Below are 22,480 nucleotides of genomic sequence, written 5' to 3' on the forward strand. Positions count from 1 at the left end.
AGTTCATTGAATAAATTGTGCTGTTGTTTGCTACTTAACGTAGTAACAAAGCTTTTGAATGCATTTTATCGTTATTAGCATAACGACGTAATTCACGATAAGTGGTAACTGGTGCGCCACCAATAGGCTGAAACTGACGGATACGCCAACGACTTGCCCAAGCAGTAACATGCGCGGCCATTTCTCGTTGGTCACGGCCTGTTTCATCATCAAGTTCGCCCTTCATGCCATAGCCATCAATATTCTTACTGATGTATTTAGTGATGTAACCCGTTGCAGTACCTTTGCTTGGGTCCATCATTTTCACATCACAACGTGGGCGTTAATCCAATGCGCCAACAATTGGTTTTCTGTAAACCTTTGGGCACAGCTCTGTTATTTCTTCATCAATAGGATAACCAATGAAAATTTCGCGGATACGATCAACATGCTCAGGTTGCATGAACATGAGTAAATGCCAATGTGGTGTGCCGTCATGATGCGGTTCTACAACACGCATACCGAAAACAGGTAACTCTTCACGTTTTAGTTGCGCACGTATTCTTGCCCATACTTTGCATAAATAACGCTGCGTGTCCTTCGGGCTGCTCCCCAGCCATTGATCAACAAAACCACCTTTCTTACGGGTGTTATGATATTTAGAGGGTGCAGTCAGCGTTAGAAATAATTCATCACAACCCATTGCGGTTGCAATACTTTGATACCCAGCCATACGCACCATTAATTCACAACGTCTGATCGCAGGGTTCGCGCTCGACTTGTAGAACATGTCGTATAGAGCAATTTCTTCACCAGAATCTTCATCAAAGATAGACATACCTTTGATGAAATCTCTGTTACGTTGCTTTTGGTTCTTCCACTCATGCATACAGTCGCGTGAGCAATATGGGCTTGCCGCTTTCTGAACTTGGCCTACAGCAATCGCAAGGTGTTCTCGCATAGTCATGCGCTTTGTATTTAACTTGTTTTCCCAAGCTCGTTGGCAAACTAAACGTAAAATGCCACATTCAGCTTCAGATTGATGTAAACCATCGTTCTTGTTGTACGGCGGTGTGTAACCAAATGATCTGCATTCGTCTTGCAGACTCTCAAATACAGCAACAATCACGTTGGCGTAATCTTTATGGTTGGCTTTTTCGCTTTCAATTAGGGGTTCTAGTTTGCCAGCAAAAAAATCAGCTAATTGCTGACTTAGTTTCTTTATTTCACTTTTGTCCATTTCGGCTAATAGCTTTTCGCGTGACAAGTCATTACTGCGAACATATGCATTTCTAAATTTGAATTGTCGTCTGTATTGATCGAGTACTTTTTGTAGACGTGGATTTATATCTTTTCCGACTGTTTTTAGCAGGTATAAGTTGGCAGCAGAACGGCCTTTTTGCTTAAAGATTTTATTATATCGTTCGGCAAAGTAGCGGCTAAGGTAATGCGGCATGTCACCAAAGAACTGTTTGCGCCATTCATGATCATCAAGATCGGGGTTAGACTGAAACATCGCGTTTTCAATAAGCGACATTTCAGGTTGTTGGAATTCTTTGCTTGCTGCAGGAGTAACTTGAACATAGTTAGGTAGCTGAGGATAAACATGACGTTTACCCCAGTTCTTTACTTGAAAAGACCATTGACGGCGGACAGCATCGGAAAGGCCTTCTGCATAATCTCTTGCATTCATACTTCAGCATACTCATGCGCATTTAATACAAGATAACCGCCATTGCCTTTTGGCCGACCGATAACACCACGGAACAACTGGCGACAATTGAGCTGCAGACAAGCGTTATCGATGGCATCTTGTTTGGTTTCACATTCACCTACTTCAACAGTGCGAAGTTCGTGCGTTTTAGGATGCTCACGCATGCTGCCACTTGGACACAGTGCTATTGCAAAATACATCATGCGACCATCCAGATAGTTGTATTGTGAATATCGAGTGTCTTCTCCCACCACAACTCTATGCAGGCTACTAACTTGGTTAAGCCGAAGCCTTGCGCCATAAAGTACACAGAACGAATAGCGCCTAGGGCTAGTTGCTCTTCCTTTGAATTAGTATCAGAACAAGTCACAACGCTTTGCCAAAAGGCAAATACAGTAATCAATACCTCTTCTTGCTTTAGCGTTGCGTAAAGGTTGAAATGAAAACAAGGCATTGCAAGTGCGTCGCTACGGCCAGCATCAACGCATTCAAACAAATCGATGATCCAATCGGCTTTGTCTGCATCGATACCAAGTGAGTGCAGCGCCGAACGCACATTTTCGACGGGGGCTAAAATACGTTTCATGCTGCCACCTCAGTCTTTATCAAGTTGCTTAGTTCGTTATACGTAGAAGTGACTTGTCTAAATGCAGTTAAGCCATCGAGGTAAATGGTTTTATCAATGAGCTTGTGCACTGACCAGGTATTCGGGGTTTTCATGCCGTTAAAGTAGGCTTTATCAATGACGATAACTTCGAGCGCATCGGCATGGCCAATATAGCGAACAGATACGCTCACTTTTTCTGGTTTAGCGATGGCAATAAACATTAGCTCGTTGATCACATCGTTTATTGTTGGATTTGGTTTAATCATGGTATTCCCTTACTTGTTGAATTCAGTTAATGAGTAACCAGCCATTTCCTTGATTGCTGGTGCTAGTCGTTTTATTACGCGGTGGATTGCGGCTCTTTGAATTTGATTAAATCTTTCAAACTTAAATTTCATGTCCCGCTCTTCCATTCCGGCTGCAAAACAGATAACGCGCTTTGTTTCATCACCTTGTTTGTTATAAATAACGGCGACACGATTACGGTTAAACATGGCGCGGACTTGAGCGATGGCTTCGACCGCAGATACTTTGTGTTGTGTTTGTTCCATACATAATCCTCCTATTACATACCTGGTATTGGCAATCCATTCATTACTGCATCTGCACACATGGACACGAACGGCCCTGCACCACCACAGCGGTTTTCAACATCTGACATAAGAAAAACCAATTCGCGTACAGCTTGTTGTGCCTTTCTAACAATTGCGTCTTTCTTATGGCGCGTAAGGCGGCGGTCTGATTCGGCTTCTAAGATGTGACGGTTGATATCACCTAGATCAGCTGTAACGCTCATTGCGCTTAGCGTTAGCGGCTTTGACTCGCCCTGCTTTGGTAGGCGAACAGCAACTAATCCAATGTCTAAAATTGCACTGTTGATAATGTCGTGATTATCAGTGGCCTTAGTGATTTTGATTAACTCTGTAACTGTTAGTTGGTGGGGCTGATTGGGATTCAATTTATTACGAAGTATCTGACCGCGCATACCACATTCGCTTGCAATTGACTCTACGTTTTCAATATCCGTAAAACGGATGCAAGCCGCGTCAATTACGTTTTGTTTACTATCATTAATTTCAAACATTGAACAAATATCCTTATTTGCGATGATCAAACTACGCAGTCGCGACAGCAAAGAAAAGATAACCAGTAAGAACCAGTTGAACGACCGAAGGCGCTATTAAGCTCAATTCTTGTCGGTACTTAGATATGAAGTTGATGATCAACATATTTAAACCTCTAATTTGAGATGTCTGTATCTACAAGGCGTAGATGTCTTTTGGAGTGCGAACATCCCAACCAGCGGCTTCTAATGAACTCATTACCATTTGGGCTTGGTTCACATAGATGGTGCTGCTTTTACCCACTTGCATGGTAGGCAAGACACCGCGATTGGCTTGAGCGCGAACAGCGCTAAGTGATTGATCTGTACGGCGAGCGTAGACTTCTAACGTGATCGGCAACATATCTGGCTGAATGTTAATCACTAAATTTTCTTGGGTATCTGATTTCTTAGGCATTTGATGTATCCTCTATAGGTTTAACTAATGAATGCTGTGGTGCAACACAGCATTACCGAGCAACTGGGGTAATCCTAACCGAGCAACTGGGGTATAGCCAATGAGTTTTGACAAAAGACTGCGATCAATTATTAAATCGGAAAATGTAAGTCAAAAAATTTTTGCAGAAGAAGTCGGCGTAAGTGTTAGAGCAATTGAAAAATACGTATCAGGAGAGCGAGTACCTACTGGCAATGTATTAATGAAAATCGTATCTCACGAAAGATATATAAAATACACAATGTGGCTTTTAACAGGGGGCACTGAAGAAGATTCAGACCAAGTTAGTCCAAAACCTTCGATTCAAGAAAAATGCGGTTTAGTATCTGATGATTCAGAGAAGAAAGCTTGATATGTCAGACTGGCAAGAAAATCATTGTCACTGGGTCGGACAAGATGGATTTAACGATGAAGGTGAAATATCACTCGAAGAAATGATCGAAGAAAGAGCAAAAGAAGACGAACAGTACTTACAGCATAACCCTCTTTGCACTGCTCTGTTCCATTGTGAACACTGTGGTAACAAATTCGAGGCTAGAGCATCTGAAAGACATCGATGCCCCTGTGATAATACTTCTTATGCCAAAGTACTATGGATACTCAAAGGTAAAGGAAAAGGCGCAAATAGTTATGCAAAAATTCGAGAGTAAGTGAACGTTACTGATTAGATGTATTAGTTCATACTCGAACTGACAGTATGGCAGGTACGAACCGACCTGCTCTTACACTTTAGTTGCCATTTTCTAACACATTTATGCCCCAAAATGGCTTAGAGCTTTTACTCACTCATGATGTGCGAATATCAATTTCCCATATATTTTTTCATGCATTATTCATCCGAATTATTTACGATTGTTCAATTACCCATTTATTGTGTTTTTATACAAAATTATTTAATTTAAAATAAAGTCATGCCTTTTTTGCCAATATACATTGCACGGCTTCTCTTGTGGTAAATATTATTATCCTTTAAACTCAGCTGGATACGCGTTTCTTCGCAGAAATAACCAGAACGCAGATTCGATGTAACAGGCGCGCACGCTTTGTCAGGCTCGGTTTATTGGAAATTTAGATATATTATATCTATTCGTGACTTATTGATAACAGAGTGAGCAGGTCTAATGAGGTAAGCGCGCGCCCCGTTTATAAAACGTTATGGAGATATAGAAATTTGATGATGAAAATTTTGGCAATAACTTTAGTTCTGAGTTTATATAGTTCGTTTTCATTTTCAGGTACCCGTGCCGAAAATATAGACTTTCTGTATACCAAGTCTGGAACTCCTGAGGTCATAGACGAATCAATAAATGCGTATCGTCAAGAGTTGTTTAGGCAATACCCAGAGATATACGAAAGGATTCCAGAATCAGTGCTTCTCGATGCATTTTCAGTAGGAAGAGAATCTTTAAAAAATTCATATATCAGAGGGTATAACATATATACAGATAAAGAAATTGAAGAGCTATTTGTTTTCTACCAAACAGATAAAGGTAAGTGGATGCTTGAAAAAAGCATGGAGTACAGCAAGGTGGTGCAATCTAACTTCAATCTTGGCTATGAAGAAATAAATGATGCATATATAAAATTAGTTTCTGAATATAGGGTAATTCCATAATAAGGCTGTGAGCGAATGCCAGCAAAAAGTACGCTTGCTGGACGCGCTACGCGCGCCCGTTACTGCAATGTTGATTTCAAGTCAGCCATACTTTCAGTTATGTCCATTTCCAAACTCTGTACCTGCTCCATTCTACAATCATCATGACCATTATCTGCAATAGGAGGTCATGATGATTGTAAAGAACTCAAATCACGTACATGGTGCTAAGAAGCCATTTAGGCTAGAAGAAATTTGGGGCATTCGAACCAGACTCCAAATTAATGATAACCCAATGCAACTAGTTCTCTTAAACTTGGCTATAGATAGCAAACTACGTTCCTGTGATTTACTTAGAATGAAAGTTGGAGATGTTTCTTCCCAAGGTATCGTTCACCCACGAGTACAACTTAATCAAAGTAAAACAGATAATGACGTTCAATTTTAAATAACACCTAGAAGTCAACAAAGCATCAGTAGGTGGATTTTTTCGGCAAGACTTGGAACTGAGAGCTACCTATTTCCCAGTCTTCGTAGAATAGGCAAACCGATTAGTTATTCTTACTACTCAAAGATTATCAAGTCGTGGTCGCTAAGTTTAGGGTTGGATGATAACTTATATGGCACGCTTTCGATGAGACGAACCAAAGCTACGTTGATATATGCCGGTACTAAAATATACGTGCAGTGCAACTACTTTTAGGCCATACAAAAGTAGATAACACAGTTCGATACTTGGGCATTGAGATTGAAGATGCCCTGAAGTTATCTGAGGAAACGGATAGTTAAATTTAGTTCTGGTCTTCAACCACTATAGTTGAAGGCCAAACATGCCCCGAGTCATCATATTAAGGTGTTCGTATTCATCTTAGATATAGAATTCTTAGCCTTTATTCGCCACTTTAAGAATTCTTAAGTTGCGTAATAATTCGACTTAATCTAGTCGTTAGTTAATACGTCCTTGTTGATGAACCAATAGCCTTGCAGCAATTTTAAACCCTAATTTTCCCCGTTTTGGCTTAGAGCAACAGCTTTCCCAAAATATATTCATATCGTTATTCCATACATTAAATAGTTCTTCTCCGCTTACATGAACTTGATATTTGGAGAAAGAAAATGGTTAGATAGGCTGATAACACTGTATAAACCAGCCTATTTTGAAGGTTAAGGAACATTTAAATTCATTACCTTTGAATCGAGTCCTATCTTAATATTTTATTGAGGGCATCCAATATAAAGATGCCACTTAGTTGTATTGTGTGTCGGATTCGCGACAACATTAACTAACAGATTTCCACCATCTCTTTTATAGTCCCATGGAAAAGTGCCACGCCGCTCCCCACGCATAAAACCTGTGTATACTATTACTCGACCTGTTTTCACACTCGTCATCTCCACATGGTCTGGAACGTAATACATATTTGCATACCAATATACTCTACCACTTTTCCCTAGCCGAAAAATTTGATGAGCCCCCTGCCAGCCGCCATCAGCTGAATATTCGCTGTCACAAGATTTTACATTATCCATATCATCAACGCTTTCAAGTATCGCCATACCATCTTCAATTATGAATTCATCAGCAGACATACCTGTAATCCGATTATCAAGCAATAGCTGAATCTCTGACCATATATTGTCTTCGCCAAATAAGGTGTCATAGATATTTTTTTCGTAAGAAGCTGAAACTGAAGCCATGCTATCCGAATGCACATAAATTTGCATGCCATCCGCAGTAATATTCCCTGTCTTCGAATCAACAGTAAATGCTACCCCCATATTTGCAGCTTCAAAAGAAAGACCTAGATTCTCGAACACATCTCGTTTACCTGAATGGTAAGCTAAACCAAGGGCTACATCAAAAGACTTCCCAGATGGCTTTGCTGAATCACTACCATTATCGGCATTTAATGTTCCATTAATACTAATCCCATCTTTAAAATCGCCAAATATCGTTACAGTTCCGCTTACAGGTCCTTTTCCAAGCGTAAGAGCCACAAAACCAGTAACATAAACCTTTGTCTTTGCATTCATTTGGTCTACGATTGTTTGAGCGACTGCACCACGAACATCATAGCCAGGTGGAATAAATGGTGTATTGACACGTTTATTCATAAATGATGAATTGAAAGGTTGTTTCTTTTTTATCGATTTTGGAAGTTTAACTTCTAAATCTGCATTACCGATAATGACCTGCACGCTATCGGTATTCCGAGCTTGAATTAATCTTATCGGATATTTAATTTCGATGTAGTCATTGCCATGTACCACAGAAAAACCATCAGTACCTGGTTTTGTAACAAGACCAGAGTTATAAGAATATGATCGAATATCTTTTGATGATAATTCCAGGAGTGATGTATCATGACTTAATACAATTTTAGGCGCGACAGGAGCAGTAGACTTTGCTGACACAAAATGTAATACTCTTGATTATTAATGGGCACAAAAAAAGTGATGTCGCCATTAATAATGGGGATTAGTTTTGGTTTCGGTTTTTCTATTAGAATATAAATATTATCCTTATCCTGAGCTACTCTGTAATCTAGATTTGGCATTGCTAAATAAGATTTAATAAGTATTGAGTTGCGGCGATTCCAATCTCCGCTGTTACCATCTATTGTAAATGCCAATGCATTAAAACTTATCATTGTGATGATGATAAAAACATAGTTCATTATCTGCTTCGCCATAGTTTTATTATTTTCCCTTTATATACAAATGCTTTATAAGTGCCAGAGTTAGGAGTTAACACCCCGCCCAATTCTACAATTCTGCTGTACGATAAACCGCGCCTACTGTCACTCCCATCCCCACTCCCAATGAATTTAAAGTGATGATTACCCAAATGAAATTCGTTTGTCTGGAAATTCTTCACTCTCTTATCTTTATAGCTTTTGAATCGCTCAACATTTCCAGTAACTACAATACAACCTCGAATTGAACAGTTTGACTCAATAACTTCAGCTACATCATCCACCTTAATTTTTCTATCTATTTGAAAAATAAAAACGATAAGAATTAGGATTATAATTGCCGTTCTCTTTTTAAAAAGGTCATACTTGCTTTCACTTTCGGCGCTATCAGAAACGTTTTTTTTCTTCATTCTTTTGTAAACATAAAGAGATAACATTATTGTCAGCGACAAAGTTATATAAAACGTATAATCATCATAAGTAGATGGTGTAAATATTAAATCCATTGCTTCACGAGCCTCTTTAATTAACTATGCCACTTCAAACTAACATTCTGTAAATTTAACTACTCATAATAGGTATAAGTAGGTATCTTCCTGCCTGTGCATCCCTTCGCTCTGCTGTTGATTGTGTTGCCGGTGAATACCACTGCCAGACATTAATCCCAACCAGCAACAGGATAAAACAGCTAATAAAAATGGATACTTTCGTTTCATCAACAATGCTATCGAATCGTCTAAGGGCAATTTTAGATTTCTAAAAGCGCAATGGTAAATTGATTCAAGCTAAGTATCAAGTTGTTTTAAAAGGGAAATAGCTAAATACATCGCCAACAATAAGTGTAAAGCATCGTAAAGAATGGTGGTTTATTGATTTATAGAGGGCGACAGTTGTTTGCGTGGCTTCAGTTGAAAGGTATCGCCATGAAACCCTAAAGGGGTAGTTGGATATCGTGAATTAACAATGTGCGTAGACATAAAAAAACAGATGTCGTTATAATTTCAGCCATATTTCAAATCTAGTCTCTCGAGAAAGTCTTGTTATACAAATGCTAGGTTACTAATCAAACGTTATGGAGTTACAATAAAAAAGTGATATCGCTTTGCCTCTCATTATTATCACCAGCTGTATTTGCTGTGAATTTATCCCAACTGAAACTAAAGTAGGAGAAATCGGAGGTCACGAAAGAAAATTATTTGTTTGTCAATCACAGTGGGAGTGCTATGACTTGGGTGAGTCTAATAATAAATCTGCTAAATTAAGTTATGCAACATCAATGGCTGCACTTGCGAGTAATAAAAAAGTAAGGCTACGGTATTACAACCAAGAAAATTGTAATCACGTAATGGCTCATCATATTCTACCAAGCTCTGTTTGGCTTAGAAGGTAAACCTAACATATAAGAATAGGTGTCGCGCAGCCGACACCTTATTCAAGGTTCTGTCCAAGTGTGAGTTACAGTGCTCTATTTGTACTAATCTAGTCAAGTCGTCTAATCTGCAGTCCCAGAGCTAATGTAGATTAGACAATAATATTAAAGTGAGTTAAAAGCCAAACCATTATATGGAGTATAAGCACTATTTCTAAGTTGGTACTTCAGACTCGTTAATTTGTAAATAATTATAATACCCTTTTAGGGTGAATAATTTCATTCACTACAAATTAAAGGTGACAGGATGTCTTTTGATACGAGATTACGCGCTATTATTCAAGAAGAGCGATACAGTAACCAACAACTCGCTAATGCGTTACGTTTTAATCTATCCGCAACAGCGAACTATGTTACTGGACATAAGGAACCATGCTGCCAATTTTTAATGCAATTTAGCCAGCATGACTGTTTAAAAAAATACACGATATGGCTATTAACCGGAAATGTTGAGCCACGTTCAGGTCAAGTTTGTCCGGTTTTCTCAACTCAAGGGCCATACGTTTAAATCAAAAGGAGGTGGACTCAACTACAATAAAAACGTTAGCAATACAATTTTACCCTAGGGAGGACAGTTAAATGTCTATTAAATCTATTCCTAACGGGTATGAGGTCGATTGTCGTCCGCAAGGACGAAGTGGTAAACGATACAGAAAAAAGTTTAAAACGAAAGGCGAAGCGCAACAGTATGAACGCTGGTTATTATCAACTCAGAACCAAAAAGGCTGGGTAGAAAAATCAGCAGACAAGCGGCCGTTACGCGATTTAATTGATCTTTGGTATCACTACCATGGACAACAGTTAAAGCGCCCTGAAAAAGAACTAAAACACCTGTTATCTATTGATAAAGACTTAGGGCACCCAAGAGCAGACCAGGTAACTAAACAGCGCGTTATGCAATTCCGAGCCGACAAAATGGCTATCGGGAATAAAGCAACAACGATCAATAGGAGCCAAGTCAGGCTAAGTGGTGTTTTTACTGTATTGATAAAAGCTGGTGAGTTTCATAACGAACACCCATTAAAAGGGATCGGTAAACTCAAGATACGCGCAACTGAAATGGGGTTTTTGAATAAAAAAGAAATCATTCAGTTGCTGGATAATCTTGATGGCGATGAACTTAATATTGCTAAGTTGTGTTTATCGACAGGTGCGCGTTGGAGTGAAGCAGCAGAACTACGGGGAAATGATATTATTCATGGGCGAGTTACATTCAATGATACCAAAAATGGTAAAAACAGAACTGTACCTATAACGCCAGAATTAATGAATGAGATCTACAATGGGAAAACAGGTCGGTTGTTTAATGGTTCATACATGGAGTTTTATGATGTGCTGAAGGCGCAGTGCTTTGATTTACCTAAAGGTCAGGCAACGCATGTTTTACGACATACTTTTGCGAGTCATTTTATGATGAACGGGGGCAATATTTTAACGTTGCAAAAAATCCTAGGTCATTCAACGATTATGCAAACAATGACTTATGCTCACCTTGCTCCGGATTATTTGAATGAAGCGATGACGCTAAATCCAATGTCCACATTGTGACCAAACTCGTAGTATATGATACATATCGCAGTATCAATGCAAACAGTTAAAGCTATGTTTTAAATAGAAAAACCACCTTAGAGCAACTTATAGTAAGTCGCCCGAAGGTGGCTTTATTTTAAACAAAACAGATATTAACCTAATTTAGCACGTAAAGCAGAACCAATATCAGCAAGTGAACGTACCGTTGCTACACCAGCATCTTCCAGTGCTGCAAATTTCTCGTCTGCAGTACCTTTACCGCCAGCAATAATTGCCCCAGCATGGCCCATACGCTTACCTGCTGGCGCTGTAACGCCAGCAATGTAAGAAACGACAGGTTTAGTTACATTCGCTTTAATATAAGCTGCTGCTTCTTCTTCTGCCGTACCACCAATTTCACCAATCATAACGATTGCTTCAGTTTGTGGATCATTTTCGAATAATTCAAGTACGTCAATAAAGTTTGTACCTGGGATCGGATCACCACCGATACCAACACATGTTGATTGACCGTAACCTTCATCAGTTGTTTGTTTTACTGCTTCGTACGTAAGCGTACCAGAGCGTGAAACAATACCAATTTTACCCGGCTTGTGAATGTGACCAGGCATAATACCAATCTTACATTCACCAGGAGTAATAACACCGGGACAGTTAGGACCGATCATACGAACGTTTTCTTGATCAAGTTTAACTTTAACTTCGATCATATCAACAGTCGGTATGCCTTCTGTAATACAAACGATAAGTTCGATACCAGCATCAATTGCTTCAAGAATCGCATCTTTACAGAACGGAGCAGGTACATAAATAACAGAAGCTGTTGCGCCTGTTGTTTCTACTGCATCACGTACTGTATTAAATACAGGTAAACCTAAATGTGTAGTGCCGCCTTTACCAGGAGAAACACCACCAACCATTTGAGTTCCGTAATCAATAGCTTGCTCTGAATGGAAAGTACCTTGACCACCAGTGAAACCTTGGCAGATCACTTTCGTATCTTTATTAATTAAAACGCTCATTTATTTGCCCTCCGCTGCTGCAACAACTTGTTGCGCTGCATCCGTTAGGCTAGATGCTGCAATAATATTTAAGTCAGATTTAGCTAAAACTGCACGGCCTAATTCTGCATTGTTACCTTCAAGACGTACAACAACTGGCACTTGTACACCAACTTCTTGTACTGCGCCAATAATACCTTCAGCGATCATATCGCAACGAACGATACCACCGAAAATATTAACAAGTACGGCTTTAACATTGTCATCAGAAAGAATGATTTTGAATGCTTCAGCAACACGTTCTTTTGTTGCACCGCCGCCTACGTCAAGGAAGTTAGCTGGTTTTCCGCCATGGATGTTAACAATATCCATAGTGCCCATTGCTAGACCCGCGCCGTTTACCATGCAACCAATACTACCGTCTAATGCAACATAGTTTAGCTCAAATTTAGCAGCGTGAGCTTCACGTGCATCTTCTTGAGTAATATCTTGCATTGTACGTAGCTTAGGTTGACGATAAAGTGCATTTGAATCGATAGTAATTTTACCATCTAAACAAACAAGGTCACCTGCGCCAGTAATGATAAGCGGGTTGATTTCAAGTAATGCCATATCAGAATCAGTGAACATTTTAGCTAGACCCATAAAGATCTGTGTAAACTGCTTGATTTGAGCACCTTGTAAACCAAGTTTGAACGCAAGTTCACGTGCTTGGTAAGGTTGTGCACCTACAAGTGGATCAATCGTTGCTTTGTGAATTAACTCTGGAGTTTGTTCAGCAACAGTCTCAATGTCAACACCACCTTCAGTTGATGCCATAAATACAACTTTACGCGAACCACGGTCAATAACCGCACCAAGGTAAAGTTCATTAGCGATATCACCTGCAGCTTCAACTAAAATTTGTGAAACTGGCTGACCGTGTTCATCAGTCTGATAAGTAACTAAGTTCTTACCTAACCAATGCTCAGCAAATGCAGTAATTTCGTCTTTAGACGTTACAAGCTTAACACCACCTGCTTTACCACGCCCACCGGCGTGAACTTGACATTTAACAACCCATTTATCGCCACCAATTTTGTCAGCGAAAGCTGCCGCTTCATGAGGTACGTTTGTTGCGTAACCTTCTGGAACTGGCAAACCATATTCAGCAAAAAGTTGTTTTGCCTGATACTCATGCAGATTCATGCTCGTATATCCATGTTATTAGCCACTAGGGCTTGTCCCGAAAACTTACGCCTTAAGATAAGGCGTAAGCAACTAAATAATTAAATTAAATAATTAAACTAAATATTACACATCTAAAAGAAGACGAGTTGGGTCTTCTAATAATTCTTTTACTGTTACTAAGAAGCCTACAGATTCTTTACCATCAACCAAACGGTGATCGTAAGAAAGTGCTAGATACATCATAGGTAAAATTTCAACTTTACCATCAACAGCCATTGGACGATCTTGGATTTTATGCATACCCAAGATTGCACTCTGTGGTGGGTTGATGATTGGCGTTGACATTAATGAACCAAATACACCACCGTTTGTAATCGTGAAATTACCACCGGTTAGATCTTCAATTGACAGTTTACCGTCACGACCCTTAAGTGCTAGTTCACGAATATTCTTCTCGATATCTGCAAGGCTCATCGTATCGCAATCGCGTAATACAGGTGTTACTAGGCCACGCGGTGTAGAAATCGCGATGCTTACATCAAAGTAGTTGTGATAAACAATATCAGTACCATCGATTGAAGCGTTAACTTCAGGGTAACGTTTTAATGCTTCAACAACCGCTTTCACGTAGAAAGACATAAAACCTAAGCGGATACCATGACGCTCTTCAAATACATCTTTATATTGTTTACGAATATCCATGATAGGTTTCATGTTGATTTCGTTAAACGTTGTTAACATTGCCGTTGAGTTTTTAGCTTCTAAAAGACGTTCTGCGATACGCTTACGAAGACGCGTCATAGCAACACGTTTTTCGCTACGGCCTGGTTGAAGTTCAACAACCGGAGCAGCTACTGGTGATTTTGCTACTGGTGCTACAGGTGCTAATACTTTTTCAACATCTTCTTTTGTGATCAGACCATTTTTTCCTGTACCAGTGATCTTCGAAGCATCTAAGCCTTTTTCTGCAATAAGGCGGCGAACAGCAGGGCTCGCGTCAACTGATTGTTCGCTTGCTTCTGCAGGTTTATCTTTTGTTTCTTCACCAGCGACAGCGCCAGCTTTTAAACGACCAATAACTTGCTGGCCAAGAACCGTTGCGCCTTCTTCTTCTAGAATTTCAGCAAGAACACCAGATTCAACTGCTGGAACTTCTAGAATAACTTTGTCTGTCTCAATCTCTACAATTACTTCGTCACGTTCAACAGCATCACCAGGGCGTTTGTGCCATGTTGCTACTGCTGCGTCAGCTACTGATTCAGGTAGTACAGGTACCAAGATTTCAATTGTCATTTTCATAATTCCTTTAATAAACTATTTCTGCGCAACAGTTAAAGCATCTTCAATAAGTGCTAACTGCTGTTTTGTATGTACAGACATATACCCGACAGCTGGTGATGCTGATGCAGCACGTCCAGCGTAACTTAGTTTCGCACCTTGCGGGATAGACTCCCAGAAGTGGTGTTGACTTGAATACCAAGCGCCCTGATTCTGAGGTTCTTCTTGACACCAAACAAACTGTTCTACGTGTTGGTACTCTGAAAATACAGCTGCAATTTCCGCATGTGGGAAAGGATAAAGCTGTTCAATTCGCACAATAGCAACATCTGTTTGACCAGTTTTACGACGCGTTTCAAGTAAATCGAAATAAACTTTACCGCTACACATCACAACGCGTTTAACTTGCGTTGGGTCAACTTCATCAATTTCACCAATGATATTTTGGAACGTGCCTTCTGCTAGTTCAGACAGTTCAGAAATAGCCAAAGGATGACGTAACAATGATTTTGGTGTCATGACAATCAATGGTCGACGCATAGGACGCACAGTCTGACGACGAAGCATATGATAAACTTGCGCAGGTGTACTTGGTACACACACTTGCCAGTTATGCTCAGCACACATTTGCATATAACGTTCTAGACGTGCAGATGAATGCTCAGGACCTTGCCCTTCATAGCCATGTGGTAACATCACTGTTAAACCACACATACGGCCCCATTTCTGTTCACCAGAAGAAAGGAATTGATCGAATACAACTTGTGCACCATTGGCAAAATCACCAAATTGTGCTTCCCAAATAGTCAAACCACTTGGTTCAGTTGTCGCATAACCGTACTCAAATGCTAATACCGCTTCTTCAGACAAAACTGAATCATGGATAGTTAACTCACCTTGTTCAGGTTTTAAGTTAGCTAATGGTGTATAAGTGCTCGCATTTTCTTGATTGTGAACAACTGCGTGACGATGGAAGAAAGTACCACGGCCTACATCTTGTCCAGTAATACGTACTTTGTAGTTATCATCAAGTAACGTTGCATATGCTAATGTTTCAGCAAAACCCCAATCACAAGGTTTTTCACCGTTTGCCATAGCAACACGATCGTTATAAATCTTCTGTACACGAGATTGGATCTTGTGTCCTTCAGGTACAACCGTCATTTTCAACGCAAGGTCTGACAATGTTTCTTGCGGAACCTGAGATTGATAAGGCATATCCCATTCGTGTTTTAAGTACGGGTTCCAATCAACAGAGTGCTGTTGCATTGGGCGCCATTCTTTAACAACACATTCACCGCCATCAAGTAAATCACGATATTCATTAATAAAACCGGTTGCTTCGGCAGCATCAATTACAGCTTCATTAACAAGTTGATCGGCATAGATTTTACGTGGCGTTGGATGTTTTTTAATTTTTTTGTACATTAATGGTTGAGTTGCACTAGGCTCATCAGCTTCATTATGACCATGGCGGCGATAACAAACTAAATCAATAACAACGTCACGCTTGAATGTATTACGGAAATCAAGCGCTATTTGTGTAACCAATACAACAGCTTCAGGATCATCAGCATTTACATGGAAGATAGGTGCCTGAACCATTTTTGCGATATCCGTACAGTATTCTGTCGAACGCATATCTTTCGGATTTGATGTCGTGAAACCGACTTGGTTATTGACAACAATTCGAATAGTACCGCCAATACCATAAGCGCGTGTTTGTGACATATTAAATGTCTCAGCAACAACACCTTGACCAGCGATTGCAGAATCACCATGAATTGTAATTGCCAGTACTTCATCACCGTTAGTACTACCATGACGTTCTTGACGAGCACGAACAGAGCCCATTACTACAGGGTTAACAATTTCTAAATGCGATGGATTAAAAGCAAGTGCTAAATGTACATTTCCGCCTGGAGTATTAAAATCAGAACTAAAGCCCTGATGATATTTAACATCACCAGCACCCCATGCGTCACTGTGTTTACCAGCAAACTCATCAAATAAGTCTGTTGGTTTTTTACCAAGTACATTCACCAGCATATTCAGTCTGCCGCGGTGAGCCATACCAATAACAGCTTCTTTGATACCTTGTTCACCACTACGACGAATTAACTCTTTCATCATTGGAATTAGTGCATCACCGCCCTCAAGCGAGAAACGTTTAGCACCAGGGAACTTAGCACCAAGGTATTTTTCCAGACCTTCAGCAGCAGTTAAATTATCTAAAAATCGTAATTTATCTTCTTTTTCAAACTCTGGTGTGCTTTCAACTGATTCTAAACGGCTTTGGATCCAACGTTTTTCTTCAGTAGATACAATGTGCATATATTCGGCTGCAATTGAACCACAATATGTTTTTTGTAATGAAGTATAAAGCTCACTGAGTTTCATACTTTCTTGGCCAATTGCATATGAACCAACATTAAAGTTAGCATCAAAATCAGCATCAGAAAGGTTGTGATATTCAGGATCTAGATCTTGTACACGATCACGTGTCCATAGACCTAATGGATCTAAGTTAGCGTGTTGATGACCACGAAAACGGAAAGCATTGATTAACTGTAATACTTTAACCTGCTTTGCATCATTATGTGGATCGCTTACTTGAGCAGCGTATCGAGAGGTATCCTTCGCAAGGCGAATGAAATAATCCTTTACAGGACCATGTGGAACTTCTTTAGTATTATCAACTTTAGGTAATCCTAAAAATACAGTTTGCCATTCTTCGCCAACTGAATCTGGATCTGCCAAAAATTGCTCATATAGATCTTCAATATATGTCTGGTTCGCACCGGCTAGATGAGAGGATTCTAACCAGGCTTTCATGACGTTATTCTGCATTCTCTGCCCTTTTCACTTTAAATGTCCATCGCGCCAGAGATGGTAGCAAAGATTTCAAATTACTTGGCCATTCCCAACGGAATGACCATTGTAACTAAAAACTAACAAAAAACATTGCTACACCGCACGTTGTAGTAACATAGATTTAATATTACCGATTGCTTTTGTAGGATTTAGACCTTTAGGACACACGTTTACACAGTTCATAATACCGTGACAACGGAATACACTAAACGCATCGTCTAATTCTGATAAACGTTCTTCAGTTGCTGAGTCACGACTATCGACTAAGAAGCGGTAAGCCGCTAATAAGCCTGCAGGACCAACGAACTTGTCAGGGTTCCACCAGAATGATGGGCATGAAGTTGAACAACATGCACACAAGATACACTCATACAGACCATCTAACTTCTCACGTTCTTCAGGAGACTGGAGGTTTTCGCGAGCAGGTGGGATAGCACTGTCGTCTGTAATTAAGAACGGTTTAATACGTGCATAATTATCATAAAATTGTGACATATCAATAACGAGATCTCGGACCACTGGCAAACCTGGTAGCGGTCGAATAACAATCGTTTTGTTCACATTTAAATCAGACAATGGTGTGATACATGCTAGGCCATTTTTGCCATTCATGTTAATACCATCAGAGCCACATACACCTTCACGGCAAGAACGACGGAAAGCTAATGTCGCATCTGTTTCTTTTAACAAGATAAGAGCGTCAAGAACCATCATGTCAGAACCTTCAGGTACTTCAAGGTTCATTTCTTGCATTTTAGGTTTGCTATCAACATCAGGGTTATAGCGATAAATTGAAAATTTAACTTGCATCTTGATCCCTTATGTTTAGTAAACGCGAGCTTTAGGCACAAAGTGCTTCAGCTGCTCTTCGGTTAACAAGTTTGGTGATAAATTCACTTCACGAGTTGTCATTTCTTCACTTGTAGGTAAGTACAGTGAATGACATAACCAATTCGCATCATCACGATCTGGATAATCAAAGCGGCTGTGTGCACCACGACTTTCTGTACGGAAATTAGCAGCATGTGCTGTAGCAAATGCAGTTTCCATCAGATTATCAAGCTCTAAACATTCAATACGTTGAGTATTAAACTCTGTTGATGTGTCATCTAAACGTGCATTTTGTAAACGTTTACGAATGGTACGTAACTGCTCAAGGCCTTCAGCCATTGATTCACCTTCACGGAATACCGAGAAGTTAAGTTGCATACATTCTTGTAAATCTTTACGAATCTGAACAGGATCTTCACCGTCTTGGTTATTTTCCCAACGATTTAGACGTTCAAGTGATGTATCAACATTTGCGTCAGTAGCTTCTTTTGGCTCAGGAATAGTATCAAGCGCAGTACCTAGGTAATTACCAGCAGCACGACCAAATACAACAAGATCCAGCAGTGAATTACCACCTAAACGGTTTGCACCATGCACAGATACACAAGCGATTTCACCAACAGCAAATAAACCAGCAACAACTTCCATGCTACCGTCTTCTTTACGTGTTAATACTTCACCGTTAATATTTGCAGGTAAACCACCCATCATATAGTGACAAGTAGGAATTACTGGAATTGGTTCTTTCACTGGATCAACGTGAGCAAATGTACGAGATAATTCACAAATACCAGGTAGACGTGACTCAAGTACTTCTTCACCAAGATGATCGAGTTTTAGTTTAATGTGTGGACCCCAAGGACCATCACACGCACGACCTTCACGGATTTCAGTCATCATTGAACGAGCTACAACGTCACGGCCCGCAAGATCTTTCGCGTTAGGTGCATAACGTTCCATGAAACGTTCACCATCTTTGTTTAGAAGGTAACCACCTTCACCACGACAACCTTCTGTTACAAGCACACCTGCGCCAGCAATACCTGTCGGGTGGAACTGCCACATTTCCATATCTTGTAATGGAACACCAGCACGAATTGCCATACCAACACCGTCGCCAGTATTGATGTGTGCATTCGTTGTAGAAGAGTAGATACGACCCGCACCACCTGTAGCAAATACGGTTGCTTTTGATTTGAAGTAACAGATTTCACCTGTTTCAATATCAATCGCCGTACAACCAGTGATAATACCATCGTCATTTTTAACGAGATCTAGTGCATACCATTCAGAAAATACTTTCGTTTCGTTCTTTACGTTTTGTTGGTAAAGAAGGTGAAGTAATGCATGACCTGTACGATCGGCTGCAGCTGCTGTACGAGCCGCTTGTGCGCCACCGTATGCAAGTGACTGACCACCAAATGGACGTTGATAAATAGTACCATCTTCAAAACGAGAGAATGGCAGACCCATGTGCTCAAGTTCTAAAATAGCTTCTGGACCCGTTTTACACATAAATTCGATAGCGTCTTGGTCACCGATATAATCAGAGCCTTTAACAGTATCGTACATGTGCCATGTCCAATCATCTTCGTGTGAATTACCTAAAGCAACGGTAATACCACCTTGAGCAGATACGGTATGTGAACGAGTTGGAAAAACTTTAGATAAAAGTGCACAACTTTTACCTGATTTAGATATTGATAGCGCAGCACGCATACCAGCACCACCGGCACCAATAACTACTGCGTCAAATTCGCGAACTGGAATACTCACTTATAACCCCCAAAGAACAACAAAACCAACAAGCGCATAAACAAATGCAGTGGTTGTTAGAACAAACTGTAATGCACCACGTAAACCGGTTGATTTAACATAGTCAGTTAATACCTGCCATACACCAATCCATGCATGGATGACGATAGCGATAAGGGTAAGAAGTGTGAATACTTTATTTCCAGTACTTGCAAAGAATTCAGACCATACTTGAAAAGTAAGGTCGTTAAATGCAACGAAACCAACAAAATAAAATGTATATAGTGCCATGATGATGGCGGTTGCGCGGATCATGATAAAATCATGAGTGCCACTGCGGCCATAACTTGCTGCGTTAGTTACCATACCATTATCCCCGCTAGGATTGATAAAACAACGGTTGCAACAAAAGATACTTTCGCACTTAATGCACCCGATTCAAGCTCTTCAAAATAACCCATGTCCATCAATAAATGACGGATACCACCAGCAATATGATATGCAAGTGCGGTTAGGATTCCCCAAAGAATGAATGTACCAAAGAAACCAGACACAATTTCTTGTGCATTCTGGAAACCTTGTTCAGAAGATAGTGATTCTGTCAGTAACCATAAAAGAATACCCACTGCAAACAACATTATTACACCAGAGATTCGGTGTAGGATAGATGCGATTGCTGTGATTGGCATGCTAATAGTCTGCAGATCTAGATTTACAGGTCTTTGCTTTTTCACGATATCGCTCACTCAGCTCCATTGAGCATAGTTATTATTATATTGATATAGATCACAGAAATGTATTATTTCCATAACAAATTTCTTTCAAATGAAAGCCCTTGTTTATTTCTTGTTCAAAAGACAAATAAAATAATGATTATAAGCACTTACATATCTAGAACAAAATTAAAAGAAGGACTCTTGATCCGTGAATAAGTATACCTACATCACAATTTATTTACAAATATAAAAGACCTTATAGCAACATTTACATTGAAATTGAAACATAGGTTAACCTTTTAGTGTTTTTTCTTTGATTATTTTGTAACAAAATTGACATTGGTAATTAATAAAGGTAGCTTTAGCTTCGAATTTCATGAAGAAATCTAATTATAAATAAGCAAAGGAGACGTGCTATGGCTAATCAAAAAGCCACGTTAAACCTACCCGGCCAAGAGCCAGTTGAATTTCCAATTTTATCTGGTACAGCTGGTCACGATGTTATCGACATTCGTACCCTAGGTAGTAAAGGATATTTCACCCATGATCCAGGTTTTATGGCAACGTCATCATGTGAGTCAAAAATTACTTATATTGATGGTGTAGAAGGTATCCTACTACATCGCGGTTACGCTATTGATGATTTAGCATTTAATGCGGATTATTTAGAAGTTTGTTATATTATTCTTTACGGTGATGCACCAACAAAAGAACAATATGAACAATTCAAAGCGACAGTACATAAACACACTATGGTGCACGAACAATTTGCATCTTTCTTCAAAGGTTTCCGCCGTGATTCTCATCCAATGGCGATCCTCTGTGGTGTTTCAGGCGCACTTGCAGCCTTTTATCATGATTCACTAGATGTGACGAATCAACGTCACCGAGAAATTTCAGCATTCCGTTTATTATCTAAAATGCCGACAATTGCTGCTATGTGTTACAAATATTCAATTGGTCAACCTTTTGTATATCCAGATAACAGCCTTTCATACGCAGGTAACTTCCTTAAAATGATGTTCTCTGTACCGTGTGAAACATATGAGGTTAATCCTGTTGTAGAAACTGCAATGGATCGTATCTTTACGCTGCATGCAGATCACGAACAAAATGCTTCTACATCAACGGTTCGACTTGCTGGTTCGTCAGGTGCTAACCCATTTGCATGTATCGCAGCAGGTATTGCGTCACTATGGGGCCCTGCTCACGGTGGTGCTAATGAAGCTTGTCTAACAATGCTTGAAGAGATTGGTAGTGTTGATCGTATTCCTGAATTTATCGCTCGTGCGAAAGACAAAGAAGACCCGTTCCGTCTAATGGGCTTTGGTCATCGTGTTTACAAAAATAAAGATCCTCGTGCTACGGTAATGCGTAAAAGCTGTCACGAAGTACTTAAAGAACTAGACATTAATGATCCTCTATTAGATGTAGCGATGGAACTTGAGCGTATTGCGCTTGAAGACCCTTACTTCATTGAAAAGAAACTCTATCCAAATGTAGATTTCTATTCAGGTATTACATTACGTGCTATTGGCATCCCAGTTTCTATGTTTACGGTTATTTTTGCATTAGGCCGTACCGTAGGTTGGATTGCTCACTGGAACGAAATGTTAAGTCAACCTGGACAGAAAATTGGTCGTCCTCGTCAGTTATATACTGGTGAAGCACAACGTCCATTTAAAAAATTTAACGATAAAGATTAATCTAAACGTTAGTTATTAATCTTAATAAACAAAAGGCTTCT

Annotated in this window: 22 protein-coding genes and 2 pseudogenes; 7 read left to right on the forward strand and 17 right to left on the reverse strand. The window is 39.8% G+C overall.

Annotation, left to right across the window (positions count from 1 at the left end; all coding sequences use genetic code 11):
* Positions 1-34: 34 nt before the first annotated feature.
* The 7 genes and pseudogenes from HWV03_RS22610 to HWV03_RS12415 all read right to left on the reverse strand — a co-directional run bounded on the left by HWV03_RS22610 (position 35) and on the right by HWV03_RS12415 (position 3,820).
* A pseudogene (locus HWV03_RS22610) lies at positions 35-1,672 on the reverse strand (replication endonuclease).
* The gene (locus tag HWV03_RS12390; RefSeq protein ID WP_211676183.1) at positions 1,669-1,896 is read right to left on the reverse strand and encodes a hypothetical protein; all 228 of its coding nucleotides are present in this window, start codon (positions 1,894-1,896) and stop codon (positions 1,669-1,671) included. Before HWV03_RS12390 ends, HWV03_RS22610 begins: the two are co-directional and overlap by 4 nt.
* Positions 1,893-2,279 (reverse strand): hypothetical protein, encoded by a 387-nt coding sequence (locus HWV03_RS12395; RefSeq protein WP_211676184.1) that lies wholly within the window; start codon positions 2,277-2,279, stop codon positions 1,893-1,895. Before HWV03_RS12395 ends, HWV03_RS12390 begins: the two co-directional genes overlap by 4 nt.
* A complete protein-coding gene (locus HWV03_RS12400) occupies positions 2,276-2,566 on the reverse strand; it encodes a hypothetical protein (RefSeq protein WP_211676185.1) in 291 nt (96 codons plus the stop codon). The genes HWV03_RS12395 and HWV03_RS12400 overlap by 4 nt, the downstream gene beginning before the upstream one ends.
* A gap of 9 nt (positions 2,567-2,575) precedes the next feature.
* Positions 2,576-2,851 carry a hypothetical protein gene (locus HWV03_RS12405; RefSeq protein WP_211676186.1) on the reverse strand — a complete coding sequence of 92 codons (276 nt, stop codon included), beginning with the start codon at positions 2,849-2,851 and terminating at the stop codon, positions 2,576-2,578.
* Between the two features lie 14 nt (positions 2,852-2,865).
* Positions 2,866-3,384, reverse strand: a complete 519-nt coding sequence (locus HWV03_RS12410; protein ID WP_211676187.1) for a phage regulatory CII family protein — start codon at positions 3,382-3,384, stop codon at positions 2,866-2,868.
* Between the two features lie 175 nt (positions 3,385-3,559).
* Positions 3,560-3,820, reverse strand: a complete 261-nt coding sequence (locus HWV03_RS12415; RefSeq protein ID WP_075476776.1) for a hypothetical protein — start codon at positions 3,818-3,820, stop codon at positions 3,560-3,562.
* A gap of 100 nt (positions 3,821-3,920) precedes the next feature.
* Here HWV03_RS12415 and HWV03_RS12420 point away from each other — a divergent pair, with 100 nt between their 5' ends.
* The 4 genes and pseudogenes from HWV03_RS12420 (at position 3,921) to HWV03_RS12435 (ending at position 6,242) form a co-directional block, all read left to right on the forward strand.
* Positions 3,921-4,211: a helix-turn-helix domain-containing protein gene (locus HWV03_RS12420; RefSeq protein WP_211676188.1), complete on the forward strand. Its 291-nt coding sequence runs from the start codon at positions 3,921-3,923 to the stop codon at positions 4,209-4,211.
* Entirely contained in the window at positions 4,189-4,509 is a 321-nt protein-coding gene (locus HWV03_RS12425) for a hypothetical protein (RefSeq protein ID WP_211676189.1), read from the forward strand. Before HWV03_RS12420 ends, HWV03_RS12425 begins: the two co-directional genes overlap by 23 nt.
* A gap of 521 nt (positions 4,510-5,030) precedes the next feature.
* Complete coding sequence (locus tag HWV03_RS12430; protein WP_211676190.1) at positions 5,031-5,474, forward strand: hypothetical protein; 444 nt, start codon at positions 5,031-5,033, stop codon at positions 5,472-5,474.
* A gap of 172 nt (positions 5,475-5,646) precedes the next feature.
* Positions 5,647-6,242: pseudogene (locus HWV03_RS12435) on the forward strand (tyrosine-type recombinase/integrase).
* A gap of 426 nt (positions 6,243-6,668) precedes the next feature.
* Here the strand turns inward: HWV03_RS12435 and HWV03_RS12440 are convergent.
* Positions 6,669-7,868: a hypothetical protein gene (locus tag HWV03_RS12440; RefSeq protein WP_211676191.1), complete on the reverse strand. Its 1,200-nt coding sequence runs from the start codon at positions 7,866-7,868 to the stop codon at positions 6,669-6,671.
* A gap of 262 nt (positions 7,869-8,130) precedes the next feature.
* Positions 8,131-8,655 (reverse strand): hypothetical protein, encoded by a 525-nt coding sequence (locus HWV03_RS12445; protein WP_211676192.1) that lies wholly within the window; start codon positions 8,653-8,655, stop codon positions 8,131-8,133.
* Positions 8,656-9,825: 1,170 nt separating this feature from the next.
* Between HWV03_RS12445 and HWV03_RS12450 the strand changes: the two genes are divergently transcribed.
* Together HWV03_RS12450 and HWV03_RS12455 are read left to right on the forward strand one after the other, a co-directional pair.
* Positions 9,826-10,086, forward strand: coding sequence for a hypothetical protein (locus HWV03_RS12450; RefSeq protein WP_211676193.1), 261 nt, complete (start codon positions 9,826-9,828; stop codon positions 10,084-10,086).
* Positions 10,087-10,157: 71 nt separating this feature from the next.
* Complete coding sequence (locus HWV03_RS12455) at positions 10,158-11,126, forward strand: phage integrase (RefSeq protein ID WP_211676194.1); 969 nt, start codon at positions 10,158-10,160, stop codon at positions 11,124-11,126.
* Between the two features lie 134 nt (positions 11,127-11,260).
* On the opposite strand, the gene sucD is transcribed toward HWV03_RS12455, so the two are convergent.
* The 8 genes from sucD to sdhC all read right to left on the reverse strand — a co-directional run bounded on the left by sucD (position 11,261) and on the right by sdhC (position 20,763).
* Positions 11,261-12,130, reverse strand: coding sequence for a succinate--CoA ligase subunit alpha (gene sucD, locus HWV03_RS12460; RefSeq protein WP_211671843.1), 870 nt, complete (start codon positions 12,128-12,130; stop codon positions 11,261-11,263).
* Entirely contained in the window at positions 12,131-13,297 is a 1,167-nt protein-coding gene (sucC, locus tag HWV03_RS12465; RefSeq protein ID WP_211671844.1) for an ADP-forming succinate--CoA ligase subunit beta, read from the reverse strand.
* Positions 13,298-13,402: 105 nt separating this feature from the next.
* Positions 13,403-14,572: a 2-oxoglutarate dehydrogenase complex dihydrolipoyllysine-residue succinyltransferase gene (gene odhB / locus HWV03_RS12470; RefSeq protein ID WP_211676195.1), complete on the reverse strand. Its 1,170-nt coding sequence runs from the start codon at positions 14,570-14,572 to the stop codon at positions 13,403-13,405.
* A gap of 21 nt (positions 14,573-14,593) precedes the next feature.
* Positions 14,594-17,407, reverse strand: a complete 2,814-nt coding sequence (sucA, locus tag HWV03_RS12475) for a 2-oxoglutarate dehydrogenase E1 component (RefSeq protein WP_211676196.1) — start codon at positions 17,405-17,407, stop codon at positions 14,594-14,596.
* Between the two features lie 117 nt (positions 17,408-17,524).
* Positions 17,525-18,241, reverse strand: coding sequence for a succinate dehydrogenase iron-sulfur subunit (locus tag HWV03_RS12480; RefSeq protein WP_211676197.1), 717 nt, complete (start codon positions 18,239-18,241; stop codon positions 17,525-17,527).
* Between the two features lie 15 nt (positions 18,242-18,256).
* Positions 18,257-20,038: a succinate dehydrogenase flavoprotein subunit gene (gene sdhA / locus HWV03_RS12485; RefSeq protein ID WP_211676198.1), complete on the reverse strand. Its 1,782-nt coding sequence runs from the start codon at positions 20,036-20,038 to the stop codon at positions 18,257-18,259.
* Complete coding sequence (gene sdhD / locus HWV03_RS12490) at positions 20,039-20,383, reverse strand: succinate dehydrogenase, hydrophobic membrane anchor protein (RefSeq protein ID WP_211676199.1); 345 nt, start codon at positions 20,381-20,383, stop codon at positions 20,039-20,041. It lies immediately after the preceding gene.
* Positions 20,377-20,763 carry a succinate dehydrogenase cytochrome b556 subunit gene (gene sdhC / locus HWV03_RS12495; RefSeq protein ID WP_211671850.1) on the reverse strand — a complete coding sequence of 129 codons (387 nt, stop codon included), beginning with the start codon at positions 20,761-20,763 and terminating at the stop codon, positions 20,377-20,379. Before sdhC ends, sdhD begins: the two co-directional genes overlap by 7 nt.
* Before the next feature lie 386 nt (positions 20,764-21,149).
* Here sdhC and HWV03_RS12500 point away from each other — a divergent pair, with 386 nt between their 5' ends.
* Positions 21,150-22,439 (forward strand): citrate synthase, encoded by a 1,290-nt coding sequence (locus HWV03_RS12500; RefSeq protein ID WP_211676200.1) that lies wholly within the window; start codon positions 21,150-21,152, stop codon positions 22,437-22,439.
* Positions 22,440-22,480: the final 41 nt, after the last annotated feature.

Source organism: Moritella sp. 36 (assembly GCF_018219415.1).
In the GTDB taxonomy this organism is placed as follows: Bacteria; Pseudomonadota; Gammaproteobacteria; order Enterobacterales; family Moritellaceae; genus Moritella.

Bases quoted from the DNA above. Each gene is read 5' to 3' on its own strand.
- HWV03_RS12390 (WP_211676183.1), bottom strand. From the start codon at position 1,896: ATGATGTATTTTGCAATAGCACTGTGTCCAAGTGGCAGCATGCGTGAG.
- HWV03_RS12395 (WP_211676184.1), bottom strand. From the start codon at position 2,279: ATGAAACGTATTTTAGCCCCCGTCGAAAATGTGCGTTCGGCGCTGCAC.
- HWV03_RS12400 (WP_211676185.1), bottom strand. From the start codon at position 2,566: ATGATTAAACCAAATCCAACAATAAACGATGTGATCAACGAGCTAATG.
- HWV03_RS12405 (WP_211676186.1), bottom strand. From the start codon at position 2,851: ATGGAACAAACACAACACAAAGTATCTGCGGTCGAAGCCATCGCTCAA.
- HWV03_RS12410 (WP_211676187.1), bottom strand. From the start codon at position 3,384: ATGTTTGAAATTAATGATAGTAAACAAAACGTAATTGACGCGGCTTGC.
- HWV03_RS12415 (WP_075476776.1), bottom strand. From the start codon at position 3,820: ATGCCTAAGAAATCAGATACCCAAGAAAATTTAGTGATTAACATTCAG.
- HWV03_RS12420 (WP_211676188.1), top strand. From the start codon at position 3,921: ATGAGTTTTGACAAAAGACTGCGATCAATTATTAAATCGGAAAATGTA.
- HWV03_RS12425 (WP_211676189.1), top strand. From the start codon at position 4,189: ATGATTCAGAGAAGAAAGCTTGATATGTCAGACTGGCAAGAAAATCAT.
- HWV03_RS12445 (WP_211676192.1), bottom strand. From the start codon at position 8,655: ATGGATTTAATATTTACACCATCTACTTATGATGATTATACGTTTTAT.
- HWV03_RS12450 (WP_211676193.1), top strand. From the start codon at position 9,826: ATGTCTTTTGATACGAGATTACGCGCTATTATTCAAGAAGAGCGATAC.
- HWV03_RS12455 (WP_211676194.1), top strand. From the start codon at position 10,158: ATGTCTATTAAATCTATTCCTAACGGGTATGAGGTCGATTGTCGTCCG.
- sucD (WP_211671843.1), bottom strand. From the start codon at position 12,130: ATGAGCGTTTTAATTAATAAAGATACGAAAGTGATCTGCCAAGGTTTC.
- sucC (WP_211671844.1), bottom strand. From the start codon at position 13,297: ATGAATCTGCATGAGTATCAGGCAAAACAACTTTTTGCTGAATATGGT.
- odhB (WP_211676195.1), bottom strand. From the start codon at position 14,572: ATGACAATTGAAATCTTGGTACCTGTACTACCTGAATCAGTAGCTGAC.
- sucA (WP_211676196.1), bottom strand. From the start codon at position 17,407: ATGCAGAATAACGTCATGAAAGCCTGGTTAGAATCCTCTCATCTAGCC.
- HWV03_RS12480 (WP_211676197.1), bottom strand. From the start codon at position 18,241: ATGCAAGTTAAATTTTCAATTTATCGCTATAACCCTGATGTTGATAGC.
- sdhD (WP_211676199.1), bottom strand. From the start codon at position 20,383: ATGGTAACTAACGCAGCAAGTTATGGCCGCAGTGGCACTCATGATTTT.
- HWV03_RS12500 (WP_211676200.1), top strand. From the start codon at position 21,150: ATGGCTAATCAAAAAGCCACGTTAAACCTACCCGGCCAAGAGCCAGTT.